The organism is Neobacillus drentensis, from assembly GCF_036962125.1.
GTDB classification, from domain to species: domain Bacteria; phylum Bacillota; class Bacilli; order Bacillales; family Cytobacillaceae; genus Neobacillus; species Neobacillus drentensis_B.
The window spans coordinates 95,320-115,522 of record NZ_JBALOA010000011.1 but is presented as its reverse complement, the minus strand read 5'-3'; the positions used below and the strand labels follow the sequence as shown (position 1 = coordinate 115,522).

General features: G+C 39.4%; 24 protein-coding genes. 7 read left to right on the top strand and 17 right to left on the bottom strand.

All coding sequences use genetic code 11. The features are described from left to right. Positions 1-50 precede the first annotated feature (50 nt). Genes V7121_RS10440 through pxpB form a run of 3 tightly spaced genes read right to left on the bottom strand, consistent with a single transcriptional unit; the run spans position 51 to position 2,485 of the window. Positions 51-995, bottom strand: a complete 945-nt coding sequence (locus V7121_RS10440) for a biotin-dependent carboxyltransferase family protein (RefSeq protein WP_335502184.1) — start codon at positions 993-995, stop codon at positions 51-53. After that, positions 992-1,759 (bottom strand): LamB/YcsF family protein, encoded by a 768-nt coding sequence (locus V7121_RS10435; RefSeq protein ID WP_335546517.1) that lies wholly within the window; start codon positions 1,757-1,759, stop codon positions 992-994. Before V7121_RS10435 ends, V7121_RS10440 begins: the two co-directional genes overlap by 4 nt. Positions 1,760-1,762: 3 nt before the next feature. Continuing rightward, positions 1,763-2,485 carry a 5-oxoprolinase subunit PxpB gene (pxpB, locus tag V7121_RS10430; protein ID WP_335546516.1) on the bottom strand — a complete coding sequence of 241 codons (723 nt, stop codon included), beginning with the start codon at positions 2,483-2,485 and terminating at the stop codon, positions 1,763-1,765. Positions 2,486-2,646: 161 nt separating this feature from the next. Between pxpB and V7121_RS10425 the strand changes: the two genes are divergently transcribed. The 3 genes from V7121_RS10425 (at position 2,647) to V7121_RS10415 (ending at position 5,300) form a co-directional block, all read left to right on the top strand. Then, positions 2,647-3,210 (top strand): NAD(P)/FAD-dependent oxidoreductase, encoded by a 564-nt coding sequence (locus V7121_RS10425; protein ID WP_335546514.1) that lies wholly within the window; start codon positions 2,647-2,649, stop codon positions 3,208-3,210. 25 nt (positions 3,211-3,235) lie between these two features. Continuing rightward, positions 3,236-3,619: a VOC family protein gene (locus V7121_RS10420; RefSeq protein WP_335502176.1), complete on the top strand. Its 384-nt coding sequence runs from the start codon at positions 3,236-3,238 to the stop codon at positions 3,617-3,619. Positions 3,620-3,788: 169 nt separating this feature from the next. Next, a complete protein-coding gene (locus tag V7121_RS10415) occupies positions 3,789-5,300 on the top strand; it encodes an MDR family MFS transporter (RefSeq protein WP_335546512.1) in 1,512 nt (503 codons plus the stop codon). Positions 5,301-5,590: 290 nt separating this feature from the next. Here the strand turns inward: V7121_RS10415 and V7121_RS10410 are convergent, their stop codons facing one another. From V7121_RS10410 to V7121_RS10375, 8 genes are all read right to left on the bottom strand, one after another. Beyond that, complete coding sequence (locus tag V7121_RS10410) at positions 5,591-5,989, bottom strand: cytosolic protein (RefSeq protein ID WP_335502171.1); 399 nt, start codon at positions 5,987-5,989, stop codon at positions 5,591-5,593. Positions 5,990-6,086: 97 nt separating this feature from the next. Continuing rightward, entirely contained in the window at positions 6,087-6,260 is a 174-nt protein-coding gene (locus V7121_RS10405; RefSeq protein WP_335546510.1) for a hypothetical protein, read from the bottom strand. Positions 6,261-6,363: 103 nt separating this feature from the next. Further along, positions 6,364-6,513: a hypothetical protein gene (locus V7121_RS10400; protein WP_335546507.1), complete on the bottom strand. Its 150-nt coding sequence runs from the start codon at positions 6,511-6,513 to the stop codon at positions 6,364-6,366. 17 nt (positions 6,514-6,530) lie between these two features. After that, positions 6,531-7,751: a tetratricopeptide repeat protein gene (locus V7121_RS10395; protein WP_335546505.1), complete on the bottom strand. Its 1,221-nt coding sequence runs from the start codon at positions 7,749-7,751 to the stop codon at positions 6,531-6,533. 137 nt (positions 7,752-7,888) lie between these two features. Further along, complete coding sequence (locus V7121_RS10390) at positions 7,889-9,151, bottom strand: S8 family peptidase (RefSeq protein WP_335546504.1); 1,263 nt, start codon at positions 9,149-9,151, stop codon at positions 7,889-7,891. A gap of 160 nt (positions 9,152-9,311) precedes the next feature. Continuing rightward, entirely contained in the window at positions 9,312-10,250 is a 939-nt protein-coding gene (locus V7121_RS10385) for a magnesium transporter CorA family protein (RefSeq protein ID WP_335502160.1), read from the bottom strand. Between the two features lie 230 nt (positions 10,251-10,480). Next, positions 10,481-11,377, bottom strand: coding sequence for a cation diffusion facilitator family transporter (locus V7121_RS10380; protein WP_335502157.1), 897 nt, complete (start codon positions 11,375-11,377; stop codon positions 10,481-10,483). 118 nt (positions 11,378-11,495) lie between these two features. Beyond that, on the bottom strand, positions 11,496-11,633 hold the full coding sequence (locus V7121_RS10375) for a hypothetical protein (protein ID WP_335502155.1): 138 nt from the start codon (positions 11,631-11,633) through the stop codon (positions 11,496-11,498). A gap of 47 nt (positions 11,634-11,680) precedes the next feature. On the opposite strand from V7121_RS10375, the gene V7121_RS10370 reads away from it, so the two are divergent. Then, positions 11,681-11,950 carry a YozQ family protein gene (locus V7121_RS10370; RefSeq protein WP_335502153.1) on the top strand — a complete coding sequence of 90 codons (270 nt, stop codon included), beginning with the start codon at positions 11,681-11,683 and terminating at the stop codon, positions 11,948-11,950. An 86-nt stretch (positions 11,951-12,036) separates the two neighbouring features. On the opposite strand, the gene V7121_RS10365 is transcribed toward V7121_RS10370, so the two are convergent. Further along, the gene (locus V7121_RS10365; RefSeq protein ID WP_335502152.1) at positions 12,037-12,795 is read right to left on the bottom strand and encodes a TraR/DksA C4-type zinc finger protein; all 759 of its coding nucleotides are present in this window, start codon (positions 12,793-12,795) and stop codon (positions 12,037-12,039) included. Between the two features lie 223 nt (positions 12,796-13,018). Here V7121_RS10365 and V7121_RS10360 point away from each other — a divergent pair, with 223 nt between their 5' ends. Beyond that, positions 13,019-13,180: a hypothetical protein gene (locus V7121_RS10360; protein ID WP_335502150.1), complete on the top strand. Its 162-nt coding sequence runs from the start codon at positions 13,019-13,021 to the stop codon at positions 13,178-13,180. A gap of 17 nt (positions 13,181-13,197) precedes the next feature. After that, positions 13,198-14,553 (top strand): amino acid permease, encoded by a 1,356-nt coding sequence (locus tag V7121_RS10355; RefSeq protein WP_335502148.1) that lies wholly within the window; start codon positions 13,198-13,200, stop codon positions 14,551-14,553. A 31-nt stretch (positions 14,554-14,584) separates the two neighbouring features. Here the strand turns inward: V7121_RS10355 and V7121_RS10350 are convergent, their stop codons facing one another. Then, the gene (locus V7121_RS10350) at positions 14,585-15,211 is read right to left on the bottom strand and encodes a LysE family transporter (protein ID WP_335502146.1); all 627 of its coding nucleotides are present in this window, start codon (positions 15,209-15,211) and stop codon (positions 14,585-14,587) included. Between the two features lie 210 nt (positions 15,212-15,421). Then, positions 15,422-15,577, bottom strand: coding sequence for an aspartyl-phosphate phosphatase Spo0E family protein (locus V7121_RS10345; protein WP_335502145.1), 156 nt, complete (start codon positions 15,575-15,577; stop codon positions 15,422-15,424). 237 nt (positions 15,578-15,814) lie between these two features. On the opposite strand from V7121_RS10345, the gene V7121_RS10340 reads away from it, so the two are divergent. Next, positions 15,815-16,801 carry a potassium channel family protein gene (locus V7121_RS10340; RefSeq protein WP_335502143.1) on the top strand — a complete coding sequence of 329 codons (987 nt, stop codon included), beginning with the start codon at positions 15,815-15,817 and terminating at the stop codon, positions 16,799-16,801. Here the strand turns inward: V7121_RS10340 and V7121_RS10335 are convergent, their stop codons facing one another. The 3 genes from V7121_RS10335 to V7121_RS10325 form a co-directional block, all read right to left on the bottom strand. Continuing rightward, the gene (locus tag V7121_RS10335; RefSeq protein ID WP_335502141.1) at positions 16,802-17,215 is read right to left on the bottom strand and encodes a YugN-like family protein; all 414 of its coding nucleotides are present in this window, start codon (positions 17,213-17,215) and stop codon (positions 16,802-16,804) included. 109 nt (positions 17,216-17,324) lie between these two features. Beyond that, positions 17,325-18,671 carry a glucose-6-phosphate isomerase gene (locus V7121_RS10330; protein ID WP_335502139.1) on the bottom strand — a complete coding sequence of 449 codons (1,347 nt, stop codon included), beginning with the start codon at positions 18,669-18,671 and terminating at the stop codon, positions 17,325-17,327. Between the two features lie 112 nt (positions 18,672-18,783). Then, positions 18,784-19,947 carry an iron-containing alcohol dehydrogenase gene (locus V7121_RS10325; protein ID WP_335502137.1) on the bottom strand — a complete coding sequence of 388 codons (1,164 nt, stop codon included), beginning with the start codon at positions 19,945-19,947 and terminating at the stop codon, positions 18,784-18,786. Positions 19,948-20,203 lie beyond the last annotated feature (256 nt).

Sequence of the window (20,203 nt, the reverse complement as noted above, 5' to 3'; positions counted from 1 at the left end):
AAAACCTTAAACAAAGAACCATCACTCCAAAACCGGAAATGATGGTTCTTTTATTTTGCTGCCAGTGCCAATCGTTTTAATAAGGACTGTCGCTCTACATATAACCTCTGTGATTCCTCAAGAGATACTTGTGAAAACTTGATCACGGTGCCAGGTACCGCTCGTGCTACTTTTGAGATATCGACCGATATAACGGTAGCAATTCTTGTATAACCGCCGGTGGTTTGATGATCTGCCATTAAAATGATTGGCTGTCCGCTCGCTGGTACCTGGATGCCTCCTAGAGGAATGGGGTCGGAAATGATATCAGGTCCATTGGTATGTTCAAGCCTTGTTCCATTCAGTTGATAGCCCATTCGATTTGATTGAGGAGAGATGCGATATTCCTCTGATAAAAATTGCCTCAAACTCTGTGCAGTAAACAGTTGGTGATGCGGTCCAAGGATTACTCGGACTTCAAGCTGTTTATAGTGCTCCGGGATCAAATCAGACCCTACTGATTTATAAGGCTTGCGGATTTCAGGAAAACCGAATAATGTATCGTTCTTTTTTAAGGCTCGGCCTTCATGTCCTCCCATGCATCCATTCAAAAAGGTTGATTTACTACCTAAAACGGTTGGGACATCAATTCCTCCAGCAATTGCAAGATAGGTCCGAGCGCCCTGTTTGCATTGACCTACCGAGACTACCTGTCCCTTTTTTAAAAGGAAGCTTCTCCATGTCTGAACTGGCTGTCCATCCACTGTTGGTGAAAAATCACCGCCGCAAATCGAGACCACCATATCACTTAATGCCTCTAAAGATGGTCCGGTAAACGAAACCTCCAGTACGGCTTCCTCTCGAACATTCCCAACTAATATATTGGCTATTTGCATGGAGTAAGAGTCCATGGCACCTGCAGGACTAACGCCAAATTGCTGATATCCGAATCTTCCAAAGTCCTGAACGGTTGTTTGTAATCCAGGTTTGATGACCCTAAAAATTGGACTATTCATGATTTACTCCAACTTTTTCTTAATGAAATATCGGCTGCAATGAGTGCTTGCTTTAATTCAGTTACAAACTCCAATGCCTTTGGACCGTCTCCGTGAACACAAATCGTATCTGCCTTAATGACCAAATCCGCTCCATCAACGGTGGCTACTCTTCCTTCCTTAATCATCCGGATTACCCTGTTAACTGCAACTTGAGTGTCATGAATCAATGCATTCTCATTCATCCGTGATGTCAGGGTCGCATCAGCCTGATAGGTACGGTCAGCAAATACCTCCTGGGCAACAATCAACCCCTTCGCCTCTCCGGCCTTCACCAATTCACTCCCTGCGAGGCCAAACAACACTAGACGAGGATCGAAATCTGCCATTGCAGCTGCAATGGCTTTTGCCATCTCTCGATTCTTAGCAGCCATATTATATAAGGCACCGTGTGGTTTGACATGTGATAGAGTGATTCCGTTTACCTTACAGACTGCAGCTAACGAGCCGATTTGATAAATAATAAGATTGTAAATCTCGCGGGATGAGAGCTTCATTTCTCTTCTTCCAAAACCAGCTATGTCTGGAAGCCCAGGATGTGCGCCAATGTTCACACCAAACCTTTTCGCAAGCTGTACCGTTTCAAACATGACATTATGGTCACCTGCATGATAACCACAAGCAATATTAGCAGAAGAAATGTATTTTAATATCTCTTGATCATTTCCGATGGTGAACGCTCCATAACTCTCACCAAGATCACTATTTAAATCAACGATATCCATTGTTCATTCCTCCTCTTTCACATATTTTGTTATGCTGTATTCCTTTTCGTCTACTAAATTCTTGATTCGTAAATACTCATGCCAATCGATTGGGAAAAATTTAATATAGTTTCCTGCCGAAAATAAAAAAGGACTCGGATTATCAACCTCAAATAGCTTAATAGGAGTTCTGCCAATGATTCGCCATCCTGACGGAACCTCTGACGGGTAAATACCTGTTTGGTCTCCTCCGATACCGACCGAGCCCGCCGGCACCCTTGGACGTGGATGCTCGAGCCTTGGTATCGCCAACTGTGGGGCAAGTCCCCCAAGATAGGGAAATCCCGGTACAAAGCCTACCATATAAATTAAGTACTCCTTATCTGAATGAAGAGAAATAACCTTCTCCTCACTTATTTTGTGATACTGTGCTATATATGGAAGATCCTGACCTGATTCGCCACCATAATATACTGGAATCTCATATACAATTGGTTGGAATGATTCAACCGATTGTGAATCGTAATCCATCCGTTCCACTGTTTCCACTAGCTTTTTATAGCTGATGATTTCTGGCCTGTAATAAATGGCGACCGAATGATAGGCAGGCACCCATTCTATGATTCCAGGGATATGCGCAAGCTGAAGCATTGAAGTAAAATGTTGAACTCGCTGATAAATCGTTTTATTGATTCCTTCACCAAAAGATATCAGAATCGCTGCATCTCCTAATGGCTGAATATCCATTCCTATCGATCACCTCTTTTTTCTGCTTATTTAAGCGTAATTTGTTTATTAAAAAAATTCAAATTTTTATTACAAATTATGGGCAGTTGATTTTACTTATCATTCAAATTGCGCTAATCTTATTTTGAAATCAAATTTTTAGTATTTTGGAGGTAATTAATATGTATGATATTTTAATTGTTGGCGCTGGTCCTACTGGCGCAAGTGCAGCTCTTTTTACTGCCAAAGCCGGGAAAAAGACTTTGGTAATTGATAACGATAAAAGTGTAACCAAACGTGCATGGATTGAGAACCATTATGGGGTTGCAGAAATTACTGGACCTGATCTTGTTGAAATTGGAAAAAAACAAGCAAGCAAGTTTGGTGCAGAAATTGTCCAAGCTACTGTTTCTAATATCAGTAAAACGGAGACTGGTTTTAAAGTAGAGTCCGACCAAGGGGAATATGAAGCAAAACACGTCATCTTGGCAACAGGCTTGTCAGTGGATCTTGCTGAAACCGTTGGATTAACCACGAAGCCCGGAACAGAACCAAGAATCAAAACAGTACTAGACGTCAATGCTTCAGGGAAAACCAATATTGACGGTATCTGGGCGGCAGGAACTGTTGCCGGAGTGAGTATGCACACCATCATTACTGCAGGCGACGGTGCTAAAGTGGCCATCAATGTGATCAGTGAAATCAACGGTGAACGCTATGTTGACCATGATGTGTTAAAAGCATAATAAGGTACATAAAGGGGGATCACAAATGGCAGTTAAAAAAATGGACCATGTCGGGGTCATGGTAAATGACCTCGATGCCTCACTACGTTTTTATCAAGAAGTGGTTGGGATGGAGTTAAAAGACCAATTTACGATAGCAAATGGTACCAGAACGTTAGCCTTCCTTGGATTCAACGGTTCCGATGAAACAGAATTAGAATTAGTATTTGGTGGCAATGGAGACCTTCCAGCAGAGGGAAAAGTTAATCACATTGCTTTCTTAGTTGATGATATTGAAGAGGAATTTAAGCGTTTAAAGGGCTTAAACATCGTTTTTATTAGTGACGAGGTTGTCACCCTTCCCAACGGTTATCGTAATTTCTTTGTGCAAGGCCCTGATGGTGAGAAGGTTGAGTTTTTCAAAAGATAGATATAGTTGTGAAAAGGGACTTGGGAACGCTGAGTCCCTTTCCTTATGCCCTTTACATAATAATTGACAGTCTACATCCTTCCTTTTAAAATTGGTGTACTAAATATTTTAAATACATAGAAGGAGCGTTTACAATACTTATCATAATACTAGAGTAAGGGGCAATTTTATGATTAAACAGGATACAAATATTAAACCCGTCGTCGCTGGTTTGCTGTTGGGGATTTTGATGGCTGCCATGGACAATACCATTGTCGCCACGGCGATGGCCACGATTGTATCGGACCTTGGTGGGTTTGATAAATTTATTTGGGTTACCTCCGCATATATGGTCGCGGTAATGGCTGGAATGCCAATCTTCGGTAAACTTTCTGATATGTACGGACGGAAGCGCTTTTTTATCTTTGGACTGGTCGTTTTCCTAATTGGCTCTGCGTTATGTGGTGTTGCCCAGGATATCATTCAGCTTAGTATTTACCGTGCCATACAAGGAATTGGTGGTGGGGCTCTAATGCCAATTGCCTTTACCATCGTTTTTGATATATTTCCGCCAGAAAACCGTGGAAAAATGACAGGGTTGCTTGGTGCCGTTTTTGGCGCATCCAGTGTATTAGGACCATTATTAGGTGCATATATTACCGATTATATAAGTTGGCATTGGGTGTTTTATGTGAATGTTCCGATTGGAATTGTATCGATTTTTTTAATTGTTCGTTATTACCATGAATCATTACAGCATTCCAAGCAAAAGGTTGATTGGCTTGGTGCGATTACCTTGGTTATTTCTGTAGTTAGCCTCATGTTTGCCCTTGAGCTTGGCGGGAAGGAATACGATTGGGATTCAACTCCAATCATCAGTTTATTCGCAAGTTTCGTTGTCTTTTTTGTCGCCTTTTTCATTGCTGAAATAAAGGCGGCAGAACCAATTTTACCGCTTTGGCTATTCAAAAGGCGCTTATTTGCCACCTCACAAATCTTGTCGTTTTTATATGGCGGAACGTTTATTATCTTAACCGTTTTTATCCCTATCTTTGTACAGGCGGTTTACGGTGGTTCGGCTAAGAATGCTGGATTGATTTTGACGCCAATGATGCTCGGTTCTGTTGCGGGGAGTTCTGTTGGGGGGATTTTCTTAACAAAAACTTCGTATCGTAATTTGATGATTGTTTCGATCATTTCATATGTACTAGGCATGTACTTCCTCGGTACCTTAACCGTCGATACAGCGCGTTGGCTGCTGACAATTTATATGATATTGGTTGGCTTCGGGGTCGGATTTTCATTTTCGTTACTACCAACTGCCTCCATGCACAATTTGGAACCGCAATACCGTGGGACAGCCAACTCTACGAACTCTTTTTTACGTTCTTTTGGCATGACACTTGGGGTAACAATTTATGGCTCGCTTCAAAACAACCTGTTTACGGATAAACTGAAAGAAGCGTTCAAAGGCATGCAGGGAGCAGGAAATTTTAAAATGGGCGATCCGCGCCAGATTTTCCAAGCAAGTGAACGCTCCAAAATTCCAGATTTTATTTTAAATAAAATTGTGCATGCCATGTCCGAATCGATTACACATACCTTTTTGTTAACAATGATACCGATCGCGATTGCGGCGATCACAATCTTTTTCATGGGCAATGCTCGTGTAGAGGTACGAAAGAAACCGGCTAAAAGCTAAAAACTAAGCACTTGGGGGCTCTCAAGTGCTTTGTTTTGTTTTATTCTGCAATATTGTTGCGTTTGTCTTGGCGAATTTTTAGTCTAAAAATAGGATTCGCCCATTGAGTGGTGTGATTCGCCCATTGGACGTGGAAATTCGCCCATTGAACGTTGAAATTCGCTCATAAGCAACAAATTGCACCTCAAAATCCCCACATTATGTACAAATTCCCATCCAAAACAATAAAGGACACCTAATTTAGGTGTCCCCAACGATAACTTTTACAGAAATAGACGTAATATCAAATTTTAAACTTCTAGATCCTTACCTGCCTCTACGACATGGAATAAGAGATGTGCTAGATGGTGAATTGGACCATATTCTTCTTGGTCCTCATCGTCCGGTTCTTCATTGAATTCCATGTCATTTAAGAACAAGGCCATAAATTCGTAAAAATCCTTCAATTGGAAAGAATAACAGCCGACCGGATCTTCATTGTCCTCCTCATATTGCAATACCATGTAGGAGAGGTCTCCGTCCACATCTTCTGCATCGAAAAACACAAAAAGGCCGATGTTGGTGTCGAGCTCAAATAAGTGCCTTGTCCCTCCTTCAGTTGCCTTCGTAAAATCTTCCTGGCTTAGCTTTTGAACTTGCATGCTATCTACATTATCTTCCTGATGGAATCCAACAATAAATGATTTCATAATATCCTCCTTCAAACTATACCTTGTAAAAAACACATACTTTTAGCATGCCCTACTTTCAGCAGGTTTCATTCCTTCTATTCTCAAAAAAACACAATTAATCACAGTGCTTATCTTCGCCCTGGACATATTCATTTAGGTAGGAATTTTCACTTGGAGCGAAGTTAACGGACTGTAAACTTATTTCTGGCTCGAGTCCATAAAGATCCTGGATGGATTTATTTTTATCTTTCCCGCTCAGGGTTTTCTCCCAAATTTCTGTTTCTTTCATTTTAAGCACCTCATTTTCAAAGTCATTTCCCCTATTGTCTGCCTTTTTTCAGATAACATTCCAAACGACAAAAAAATCCCTGATAGTTTCAGGGATTTACACATCAGCCTATTGGGGGTTGAATCGGATGGTTTGTTATATCGTCAGTTGAACTTGCTGCTACAGTCATTGACGTTGACACTTTTACATCCTTTGTTGTGGTGCAAGGTACAATCAGTGAGATTGAAAACAATAGGATAACAAACTTTTTCATAAGAAGCCTCCTTAAAATTAGATTAATTTATTTAAGTATTTTACAGCATCATTGACCATACCCTTTTGATTGTAATAGTCTGCAAGCATTTTATAAAAATGGGTTAAGTCTTCACTATGTTCATTTTCTTCTTCAAAGTAGGGAATCACCTTCGCCTCCAGATATTTAAATGCTTTAACAGGAGATGCTAGGAGGAAAAGATAAAAGTCTGCCAAGAGTCGATATTTTTTAACAGATAACTCTTTAGACAGTAGGTTAACTTCTTGGAAACATAGTTTTGCCTTCTCAAATGATTTAAGAGAATGATGAAGCTCCCCAATTGCATACAAAGTAACAAGGTAGTGCTGGTTTTTGTTTGGCTGCAGGGCTAAACTCTTTTCATAATAGTAAAGTGCTTCTTTTGCATTCTTCATTTTAAATTGCAAATGGCCCATATTATGATAAATTTGGGGCAGTAGTTTTTCTTTTCTTAATAATTCAGCATTGCGGATTAAATGTTGAAAACACTCCTGTGCCTCTTCATAAATATTGGAATGGGTATAATTAATTCCCAGCAGCATAAGGGTGTGAAGAATTCTAATGAAGTTGTGCTGGTTCATAAATAATTGCAGAGCCATCTTTCCAAAATGAATGGCATGTCCTGAATGCTCTAGAGAACTTTTTACAAGTGATCGATGGTAAAGAAATTCCCCACTGGTGGTTTCTTTATTATTTTCTGTATGTAAGGTATCGAGAATCTCATCTGCAGTTTGAAATTGACCCTTCCACATTAAGAATATCGCATTATAATAACGAAATAAATAGTCCTCATGTTGGGAAAAATTTTTCTTTTGCTTATATAAAAGTGCTCTTTGACTATCTGCTTCATCAACTTGTCCCTTAAAAATTAAGTAACGAAACTTGTATAGCTCGTAGATATAAATATATTTTGAGAATGGAATCAGTTGTTCAATTTCCACGAGTTTTTGATAATTTTCTTCTATTTCATTTCTAAGAAAAAAATTAATCGTATGGTCTAGATTTTTTAGTAAGCTTTTAATTTCCTCTTCTTGCTCCTCCATCTCACCAAGGTCGATATTTAAACGCTTCAGTAAAAGAGAGAGGGTCGCTTCATTTGCTTCCTTGGAGTTGTTCTCAATTTTACTCAAATGAGGAACAGAGCAAATTCCCTTCGAAAGCTCGGCTTGCGTAATCCCTCTTTGCGTTCGGTAGAATTTAATTAGGGCTCCAAATTCCATATTACCACCAGACTAACCTTTCTTTTTTACCTATTTTACCTCAAATGGCATTTTACTAACAGCACTTTTCCGACTATTATGAGAATTTAGACTTCTAAAGAAGTCATCAGGCACAAAACCTGATGACCTCAAAAGAATTACTTAACCCTTGGAAAACCAAAGCCTGATGCGTAATCATCACCTGCCGCTGAACCAGTCCCGCCCAATATGTCATTACTCTTGGCACGATTTTGAAGTTCTGTTCGAAGCTGGACATTTGATAAGGATGTATTTGCTGCCCAAATTTTTGCTGCAAGCCCTGACACATGTGGTGTCGCCATCGACGTTCCACTAATGGTGTTGTATCCACCGTCATTCCACGTCGACTCAATGGCCCTGCCAGGTGCAGAAACCTCTACATCACGCTCTTGAATTATATAGTCGCCAGCTGTACTTGGATTCCCTCGAGAAGAAAAATCAGCTACACGATAGCTGCCATTTTCCTGAACATTCTCTAATGCTGCAACGGCTACCGCATTCACCAATGCCCCGGGATAGCCAATCGTGTTGGTACCAGGACCATCATTTCCTGCTGCAGCGATAATTAAAACACCCTTGCCATACGCATAATCAACTGCACTTGAAATGAGCGAATCCTTTGTGCTTGATCCAAGCGACATCGAAATAATCACGTGTGCTCCAGTACTAGTTGCTTCGTCGGCTACCCTCCGAATGGCGGCGGCAATATCATCAGAATAACCGCTTCCCCGGTTATTTAACACTTTATAAGACCAAAGTTTTGCTTGTGGTGCAACCCCGTATATTCCCTTGCCGCTTATTCCACCGTTAGCAAGGACCGTTCCAGATACATGTGTTCCATGGCCATTGCCATCAGAGCAGCTACCTTCAACCAAAGAGACCTTAGTTTGGGAAAAATCCTTACATTGCTCCACATTGCTTGTTAAATCAGGATGATTAGCATTGACACCCGTATCAAGGACTGCAACCTTAATCCCGCTTCCACCTGATGTGCTTGCAATCGTTGAATCGTTATAGATTGCCTGAATGCCCCATGGTGTTTGGTCACTTGGTCCTGAACTGGTTGTTCCGCCAGGTTTGGCAGCTAGATTGGCGGTAGTGATAAACTGCAATTCTGGTAATCTTTCGACCGTTAAGTTCTTGTTGTTTAATAGCGCTTGATATTGTTGGGCATTAACCGTGGTTGTAAATCCTTTGCTGTCAAAATCCCAGCGGACCCCAAAGCTCGCTTTTGCTTTAGCCTTTTCGGAGGTTGGGCCATGAATTAACACCCGATAAGTTTCCTGATTGCTCGTTTGCTGCCCGAATGCTGCCGTTGCAAACATAGAAATACCCATTACAAAGCTTAGAAGTGCCGATCCAATAACTCTTCTTTTTTTCATCAAGAAACTCCCCTCAACAATTAATACAGCCCATGCGCTGATATTTAATCCTATTTTAAAAATCAAGATTTAATTTCAATTATAGGTTGACTATTGTTGGGAAAATTTTTATAAATGTAAAATTAAATAAAAAAAACCAGTCCGATAAGAGGACTGGTTTCTAGAAATATTTCTTTTTCCAAAAAATAAAAGCTGTTAAACTCGTTAAAAAAGCTGAGATTACTAGTGGTATGGCATACGAATGGGTAGCATGCTGGAAAGGGATATCCACATTCATCCCGTAAAAGCTGGCCACCATCGTTGGGAAGGACAAGATAATGGTAATTGAAGTTAAGAACTTCATGACGATATTTAGGTTATTTGAAATAATTGAAGCGAAGGCATTCATCATTCCTGTTAAAATGGACCGATAGGTTTCAGCCATTTCAATCGCCTGTGTTTTTTCAATAATAACGTCTTCTAATAAATCCTTGTCTTCTTCATACATTTTTAAATAATTAAATCGCAAAATTTTATCAAGGACAACCTTATTTGACTTTAAGGAAGTTGTAAAATAAACCAAACTTTTCTCTAACGCTAAAAAGGCAAACAACTCTTTATTTTTCAATGACTGATGAACGACATGTTCAATTTCATTGGTCTTTTTGTTAATTTGTTTTAAATAACGAAGGTAATATGAAGAAATGACGAATAAAATTTGCAGGGCAAAACGAGTCTTTTTAAACGTAAAAAACTCTTTGACTCTGTTTTTCCGAAATTCTTCTAAAATCGGTGTATCTTTCAAAGAAACAGTAATGATACAATCATCTGTTAAAATAATACCAATTGGAATGGTTTCATATCCTGCAAAACCATTTTCATCTTGAACGATATAGGGAAAGTCGACAATAATATAGACTCGGCCATCGTCTCGTTCAATCCTCGGACGCTCCTCATCATCAAGCGCGTCTCTAATAATATCCACATCAATTTGCGCATCTTGAGATACCTTATTAATTTCTTCTTGGGTGGGGGAGTACATATTGACCCAGCACCCTTTCGAAATGATATCTACCTTTTCTAAAACTTTTGTTTCCGTACTTTTAAAAATTTCCAACATAACATAACCTCCTCACTACTTTGTTCGAGGAAGCCAACAACCTTTTCTAGAGTTGATATTCTTGATATCGGGTTCAATCCATTCAAAGATCACATTGACTTCCCCTCGCCTACTACTTGGGTCTGGGTCTACGGAATAACTCAAAAATATCAACTCCCATCAACTTTTTATATTACCTATCCTATCATAAACCCAAAACCCCTAAAGTACAAAGGGGTTTTTTTATGAATTTATTCATCTTCTGTAAAATATGGATTTAAATGAATTAAAACCTCTTGAATATTATCATTTTTTTCCATTAGTTTTTGTTTAATTGATTTGGCGAGATCATGCCCCTGCTTAATTGTCTTAGAGTGTTCGATTGATATCCTTAGATCCACTAAAACATAATGACCAAGCTCTCTTGCTCTAATCCGATCAATTCGTTTCACCTCACTGAATTCATTGACAATTGCGATGTACTCCTGAAGGGTCTCGGTATTAATGTTACGCTCCAATAGGATATCAAATGCCTCTGTTAACATTTCCTTAGCGATTTTAAAAATTAAATAAGCAACAAAAATACTGGCTGCTTTATCGCCATATAGTAAAAAATGAATATCAAAGCGGCTGCCGGCAATAGAAAGCAACACCCCAATGGCAGCTGCGATTGATGCAACGATATCTGCTTTATGGTCGAATGCAATGGCTTCAACGGCCTTACTCTTATTTTGTTTGGCAACCTTTAATGAACTTCGATACAAAATAACCTTGGTTACATATGAAAATAAGGCGACCCAAACAGCCAGTAAACTTGGTGATTCCACTTCATGGAAGAAACCACTAATCCCTTCGTAAACGACATAAATGGCGACAAGAAAAAGTAAAATCCCAATAATCCCAGAAACAATCACTTCAGCTTTGCCATGTCCATAAGGGTGTTCTTTATCAGCAGGCTTATTAGCAATTTTTATCACCAATAGGACAATTACTGATGCAAAGACATCTGCAGCAGAATGGATTCCATCTGCGAAGACGGCATCACTATTTCCAACCCAGCCAATGATTATTTTCCCTAATGTAAGAATAATGTTACTGATTACACTAATCCAGGCCACTTTCTTAGCCAAAGTTTCTCTCATTTCCATAAGTAAACCACCTTTAAAAAATACCTCTAGAAATCATAGCAAACAGAACAAGAATAGGTCTAGAGAAAAAATCTTCCCCACTTCAAGCTTTGTTGGAGTCATGCAAATATGTAAAAACCTATCCCTCATGACCTTCGATTTCCTCTTTAACCATTTCAACCTCTTCGACCACGGATATTTTATTAATTTGGTCATGGAGAAAATGAAACGCCTCATCTAGTTCTTCTCGAGTTGGAAACTCATTTTTTTTGTTCATAGGTTTACCTCCTTCCTGATATTTATTTTTTTGTAGGAGTAATCCTCATGAAAATAGAAAAAAATACCTTTGTATCAACCAATAAAAGGGAGGAATACTGGATGGACAATAAAAATCAAAAAGCAAATCCAAAGAAAGAATTAGCTGGCAGTTTCTATCATCCGAGTTATTATCAAGAAACGGATGACTTGTCTGCAGGAATAGCGATGGCACATGAGCAAGCAAGTGATGCGTATACTGAAGGTGAAATTGGCGCCGTTATTGATGATGTAAATGGTGAAGATATCCCCATTCCTCAAAAAGGCTACGACAAATAAAGAAAAGCGCAATCGCCCTGGAGCTAGACAATCAAATTAGAGAAAACAGCTCTCACTCGAAAGCTGTTTTCTTTTTTTTGGTACTATTATTTATCATCATTGTCCACGTAAGGGTCATGTTCAAAGGCTGGTAAGTCACCAAAGCTGGTCATGATTCCCTCTTCATCAAGTGCATCTTCATAATGCTCATGCTGCGGATTGGGATAAACCTTGATATTATTTCCATACATGTCATTACCGACAAAATTTTCATAATCCTCTACATACCCTATATTTTCATCGGCTTCCGTGTAAATATCATTATAATCATCTTGAGGAAAGGCTAAATCCGATGGGGTATCGGATGTGCCCCATGCCGCAACAGTCTGCCAAGAGTCCTCCGCATCAAAAGCTACGTTCTCATTTTTTTCATCCATATCGAATTTGCCAAATGGCGGCATCAACACTCCTTCTTCAATAGGCCGATCGTGTGATGTCACCTGATCTGGACTGTGCTCAATGCAGTAAGTGGTATTCGGGAGTGCTTGGAGACGCTCGATGGGGATTTCCTTCCCACATATTTCACACTTACCATACGAACCATTTTCCATTGCTTCTAACGCACGATTAATATTTGATAATTGTAATTTATAATGCTCTAATAAAGCGTTGTCTTTCTCACGTTCATACAAGTCTGTTCCTTCATCAGCCGGATGGTTATCATAACTGGATAACTCCCCCATTGATTCGTGATAGTGACCCCGTTCAAAACCGAAATGATCATTCTGGTCTAAACGTTCCTCTACATCACTTCTTTCCTGCAATAATTGTAACCTTAACTCGGATAGCTGCTGTGTCGATAACATGGTGCTAAACCCCTTTCCTTGAAAAGCTCATTCTTGATTTATTTCACATTAAGTTATTTGTATTTATAGTTTCCTTTCTATTTTCAATTTTTTCATGGTTGATTATGTACTGAAAATTTAATTCCATCAAAAAACCAACTTGGGTATAAATGATTAACTGTATAAGAATTGAACGGGCGAGTATCTTAAGGAATATCAAACCTAAGAGAAAAGAGGAGATACTGTGGTTAATGAAAATTTTGACAAATTCAGACAAGAGCAAAAAGAACATCGTTCCGAATATTTAGGCGGGAACAGAAAGCAAAAGCCCGGACTCAATGATGCGGAATACAATAATCAGGATAATACAGACAAATCGCCAGGTGCAACTGGACGTGATCTTTAGATTAAAGGAGAGTTATTATGAGTAAATCGAAAACCAGCGGGGGCGAGAAAAACGACATGAAATGGTGGCAGCTCTCTTTATTTGGAGTGGGCTGTACAATAGGGACAGGTTTTTTCCTTGGCTCAGGTTTAGCGATTAAGATGACTGGTCCTTCTATTTTAGTTGCGTTTATGATTGCGGCACTTGGTACCTATTTTGTCTATGATGCCCTTTCAAAAATGACCTCTCAAGAACCGTTACAGGGCGGGTTTAGATCGTATGCGAAGAAAGCCTATGGGAGGTGGGCAGGGTTTAGCAGCGGGTGGGTGTACTGGTCATCCGAAGTCCTAATTATGGGCAGCCAAATGACGGCGCTGTCGATTTTTTCCCAGTTCTGGCTGCCTAAAATTCCATTATGGATATTTGCCACTATTTATGCGGTTCTGGGATTAGTGGTGATTTTAATCGGTGTTAAGGTACTTAACAAGCTAGAAAATATTCTTGCGATATTAAAAATTTCAGCCATATTAATGTTTATCGTCATTGCTTTACTGGCCATTTTCGGAGTCATCGATGGTGATCGTGCCATTGACTACCCGAATACTAAAAAAGAGATTCTTCCCCATGGCTTTAAAGGTTTGTGGTCAGCGGTTATCTTTGCATTTTATGCCTTTGGGGGCATTGAGATCTTAGGATTAATGGCGACCAAATTAAAAGATCCAAAGGAAGCGCCCAAAGCCGGAAAAGTAATGCTGTTTACCTTGATGGTAATATACGTTGTATCAATTGGCCTTGCTGTCATCATTGTGTCATGGAATCACTTTAACACAAAGGAAAGTACTTTTGTTGTCGCCTTAAATGCTTATCAGCTTACGTTTGTTCCTCATTTTTTTAATGCAACACTAATTATTGCGGGATTTTCAACAATGACCGCCTCGCTTTATGGGGTGACCAGCGTCCTTGTTACACTCGGAGAAGAAGGAGATGCTCCTGCCAGTTTTTCTAAAAAAGGAAAACTAAAAGTTCCCCTTGCCGCACTGATGATTACGGTTTTGGGAATTACAGCTTCAGTTGTATCGGCTTTGGTACTCCCAAATAAAATTTACGAGTGGGTGACTACTGGTGCAGCTTTAATGCTACTTTATAATTGGCTCTTTATCCTTGCTTCCTCTAGAAAAATTTTAGAGTTAAAGGTGAAGGAAAAGATTATGTATTCAATCGGGGCCCTGTTTATATTAGTTGCTGTAAGTGGTACCCTATTTCACGAAACAAGCAGACCTGGATTTTTCATTAGCTTAGCTTTCCTTGGGATTATTGGAGTAATTACCTTAATCATGCAAATGAAGTGGAAGAAATCTAAGAAAAAAGTGCTTAGTCCATGGCCTACAGCGTAAAGTAACCAGCGAAACTTTTTCGCTGGTTTTTTTACCCAAATAACACATGAAAAGCCTGCATTCCAAAATAAATTCCAAAGCCTATTAATGAGAGTCCAGACAGGCAAGAGATGGATACAAGTAATTGGGGGGTTAAGAATTTACGGAAACTGCTTGAGACACTTGCCATTGCAATATCCCAAATCAACAGACCCATAAAAATCGCACTGCTATATAGTACTAATTGACCTGGATTATAGGTTGCCGCTGTTTTCGCAAGGACAGACCCGTATATGCCCAACCAGAATAAAATCGTTAATGGATTAGAGATGGACATAAGAAATCCTGAAAAGAATGATCTGAACAGTGATTCCTTCCCATTGGAATGCTCCAAATTTATCTTTCCCGCATTCATAAAGGTTTCTATACCTGTATACATCAGCACAAAACAGCCGAAAAACCAAAGAAAAGTCTGCATAAAGGCCGTTTCAAGAAACTGAACAACTCCTATGTAAACAACTAGCATGTACACGCCATCTGCAATGACTGCCCCTACCCCAATCAGCCACGAATTCATAAAACCGTTTCTTATGCCCCTGTCAATTTGGGCAGCATTAATCGGACCAATTGGTGCCGCAAGCGATAATCCTAACAGAATATAACTTAGAAATACATTCATCCATATCTCTCCCTAATTAATGAATAGAAGCCTGTCTATAATTTTTATTCAGAGAAATAGGTTTGTACCACTAAAAAATAAAAAGACAACATTAGATGTTTTCCAGTATTTACATAAGTTCACTAGCCGTTAGGCGCTGGAGCTAGACTGTAATCTATGTAAAAATAAACCTTCCGGATTATCGGAAGGTTTTAATGTTGTGGGTCTATATTAATTTTTTTCAGAATTATAATAGACATTTAATAGAGAATCGAGCTTTTGGCTGCATTTTACTACATTCGGATTAGAGTAACCGTAAAGATGAGCTAATTGGACCATTTCTAATCTGGTTTTTTCAATAGTTAATAATAACGTATTTATCCCCATCCTCAACCCTCTTTCTAGGTAGTAACTGTATTAATGTTATTAACCATAATTTATAAGTTTTAGGCATTAAAAACAAGTAGATTCGAGAAAAATATTAGTAAACTTTGTGAACATCGACCTATAATACAAATAATTAATAAGTCCTTATTAGACCAATCCTTTTTCGTCCATAATAGGAATATCTATTTAGGGGTTTCTTTGTAATTCAGTAATAACCAAAGAAAAGAGGTGACGATTATGCCAAACAGAGTCTATATAAGCTTTTTGCGTCTGCCGCTCCTCGTTCGAATATTATTAATTGCCATTCTTGTATTTCTCTCATTTGGAATTTCTATTCATTTATTAGAACCTGATACATTCCCGTCTATTTTTGATGGTATCTGGTGGGCGATTATAACTGCTTCAACGGTAGGATACGGTGACTATGTCCCACATTCCATCTTAGGCAGAATAACTGCCCTCGTCTTAATCCTATTAGGAGTGGGTTTTGTTTCCTCGTATTTTGGTACTTTGGCAGCGGCAGCTGTAACAAAACAAGATGCATTTTCAGAAGGTAGAATTGCTTTTAAAGGTGAGGGGCATATCATCATTATCGGCTGGAATGAGCGATCGAAAGAACTAATTGGTAAACTTACTGATACAAAATCCCCGCAAATGATTGTTTTAATTGATGAGACTCTCGAGGCAAATCCAGTAAAATCAAGGTTTGTCCATTTTATTCAAGGAAAAGGACATGTCGATGAGACCATTCTCAAAAGTGATATCGCTCAAGCAGAAAAGGTGCTTATTACAGCTGATAGAGGAAATGATGAACTTCAGGCCGATATGAATAGTATTCTAACCCTATTAACTATTAAAGGGATATGTGCGCAGGTAAAATGTATCGTTGAAATTTTAACTGCAGAGCAAGTAATTAATGCCTATCGGGCCGGTGCAGATGAAGTGATTCAATCCAATAAATTAACTAGTGTATTTATGGTAAATAGCCTTCACTCAAATGGGGATGGACTTCTATCAAGCATTGTCCATGAGTTACAGGAAAGCAGGGTACTATCATATACCGCAGAGGAACAGGAAATTGGAAAGCACTTCGTTGATGTTTGCCATCTTCAATTAAAGAAAGGCTTCCTCTTGATTGGGATTCAAAGAGAGGATGAGACTTTTCTGAATCCATCCCACTCCTTGAAAATCAAAGAAAATGATCAACTATTAGTTGTTAAATAGTTAATCTGCGAGAAGAAGCATTTCTAATTCTTGTACTAAGGCTTTTCCATCATCAACATATTGCTGAGGAAAAGTTGCATCCTTATCGACAGGCTCCTGAAACTGATTTATGGTTCCTGAAAAGGTGCCTGTACTTGCTTCGTCATCTAATTCTGCCTCAAATACATGTGATAATAGAAACGGCCTGCCTAACTTAACTGTACAATTGTTTGCATCTAATTGCCCATCGATCGCTTGAAAAGGCAAACGTACAAACTGATAGCCTTCACTATCACTGCCATTTATTTTATAGTCAAACGCACCATGATCATAGTCCCAATTCCCGCCAATTGTATAGCCGATTGGTTTTAATTTTTGCTCAAGCTTGTACAAATCAAACTGCTTACCTTCCACCTTTGATGGTAACTCAATCATATTCATTAACCCCCTAAACTTGGATACAATTAGCTTCTCCAAATCGAGTCATTTCAATAAAAAAAAGAGAGCCGATGAAATTTAATCATCCTGCTCTCTTGTTTGTTATTTATAAACGTTTCTCTAATTCGGCTTTTTTCTCTTCGTATCCTGGTTTACCTAATAGGGCAAACATATTCACTTTATAAGCTTCCACACCCGGTTGATCGAAAGGATTCACCCCAAGTAAATAACCGCTCATTGCACAGGATTTTTCAAAGAAATAGACAAGGTATCCTAATGTATACTCATCCATCGCAGGAATCGTGACAATTAAGTTCGGCACCCCTCCATCTGTGTGGGCAAGCATTGTCCCTTGAAATGCCTTGTTATTAACAAAATCAACCGTTTGACCTGCTAGGTAATTTAAACCGTCCAAATCATTCTCTTCGGCTTCAATTTTAAGCTCATGGCGTGGCTTTTCTACCTTTATGATGGTTTCAAACAAATCACGGCGGCCCTCTTGAACATATTGTCCAAGTGAGTGGAGATCCGTTGAGAAATTAGCTGAGGAAGGATAAATCCCTTTTTGATCTTTCCCTTCACTTTCGCCAAACAGCTGCTTCCACCACTCCGAAAAATATTGCAATCCTGGCTCATAATTAATCAGCATTTCAATTGTTTTGCCTTTATTGTAAAGCACATTTCGAACGACCGCATATTGATAAGCAGCATTCTCTTCAAGTTCGGAATGACCAAAGTCTGCTTGCGCCTGTTGGGCACCTTCCATGATTGTCTCTATGTTTGCCCCGCTCACGGCGATTGGAAGCAATCCGACGGCAGTTAAAACCGAATAACGTCCGCCAATATCATCAGCAATCACGAATGTTTCATAGCCCTCTTCTGTAGCTAAGGTCTTTAGGGCGCCTCGTGCCTTGTCTGTTGTTGCATAAATTCGTTTGCGTGCCTCTTCTTGACCGTATTTTTCTTCAAGTAGCTTTCGGAAAATGCGGAAAGCAATCGCTGGTTCGGTTGTCGTTCCTGATTTCGAAATAACGTTAATAGAGAAGTCCTTGCCGTCAAGGAGATCGATTAAATCTCTCATATAAGTAGAGCTGATATTATTTCCCACAAAAATAATTTGAGGTGTTTTGCGTTTTTCTTTAGCTAGTGCGTTATAAAAACTATGCTGGAGCATTTCAATTGCTGCTCTTGCTCCAAGGTAAGAACCACCGATTCCAATGACAAGCAGGATATCTGAATCAGCTTTAATTTTTTCAGCAGATTTTTGAATCCGTGAAAACTCTTCTTTGTCATAGTTTGTCGGAAGGTCAATCCATCCTAAAAAGTCACTTCCTGCCCCTGTTTGCTCATGAAGTGAATGGTGCGCCACTTTTACCGCATCACGTAGATATGTAAGTTCATGTTCTCCGAAAAAGCTTAATGCCTTTGAGTAATCAAAACGAACGTGTGTCATGCATGATCCTCCAGAATTTTATTTTCATAACCCACTTTATCGAATGTCGAACCAATAATCAAGGAAGGTCCCTTAGTGAAAGCGTACCCATATTCGACAAATTTCTTTCATTTTAGAGCGATGCTCGATAAATGGCTAAAACATCTTCACGATTTAACTTGGTAAAATTTCCAAACTCTCCATTTTCCATTGCTCTGTCAGCCATAAGCTCAAGTTTCGAATCATCAATATTATAATCGGCTAACCGAGAAGGTGCTTCGATGCTATTCCAGAATTCACGAAGCTTTTGAATACCCTCGAGTCCTACTTCTTCTGCACTCCTGCTGTCAGCATTCACACCAAACACCCGAACAGCAAGCTTTTTAAAGCGTTCCGGCTTCACTGCTAAATTATGGCGCATCCAATGCGGGAATAGGATAGCAAGGCCTCCTCCATGCGGGATATCATAAACAGCTGATACGGCATGTTCAAGATTATGCGTGGCCCAATCGCCGCGATAGCCCATATTTAAAATACCATTGAGGGCCATTGTGCCGCAGTAGAGTATCGTTGCACGATGCTGGTAATTTTCTAGGTCTGAAAGTAGCTTCGGTGCTGTTTCCATTACAGTAGTCAAAAGTGATTCACACATGCGGTCTTGAAATTCTGTATCTTCTTCAAGGTGAAAGTAATGCTCCAACGTATGCGACATCATATCAACGATTCCATAAATGGTTTGGTTCCTTGGTACAGTAAAGGTGTTAACAGGATCTAAGATGGAGAACTTAGGAAACGTAACGGGACTTCCCCAGCCATACTTTTCATTGGTTTCCCAATTCGTAATCACAGAACCCGCATTCATTTCTGAGCCTGTTGCCGCAAGTGTTAACACTGTTCCAAACGGAAGGGCCTCTTTGGCAAATGCCTTCTTAATAACAAGGTCCCAGGCATCGCCGTCATATTTGGCACCAGCAGCAATAAGCTTTGTACAATCAATGACACTGCCGCCGCCAACAGCTAACAAAAATTCAATTCCTTCCTGTTTACAAATTTCAACCCCTTTTCGCGCGGTTGAAATCCGCGGATTCGGTTCTACTCCTCCAAGTTCGAAAACCTCCGCACCGATTTCAGCTAGTAAGCTCTTTACATTTTCATACAAACCATTTCGTTTAATACTACCTCCGCCATATACAAGTAATACCTTTTTTCCATAACGGGGAACTAAAGTTTTTAATTGTTCCAATTGCCCTTTTCCAAAAATTAATTGGGTTGGATTATAAAAAGTAAAATTTTCCATATAATACACCATCCTTTACCTTTTACATTATTAGTTATTATCGTTTATTTTGCAAAAATTAGAACGCTGAGGTGCTAATATTCTCTACCTTCAAAGACTTATTATTTCTGAGTTATCAGCAAAAAATCCCTTGCATCGTAAAATGATGCAAGGGATTTTTTGAGATTAGAAAGTATTTTTTTTGAACTTAGGTTAATGTCTAGCTCCAGCGCCCTAGCTGCTAGTGTCCTTCGCTCTCCGCCCTACGATAAGTCAA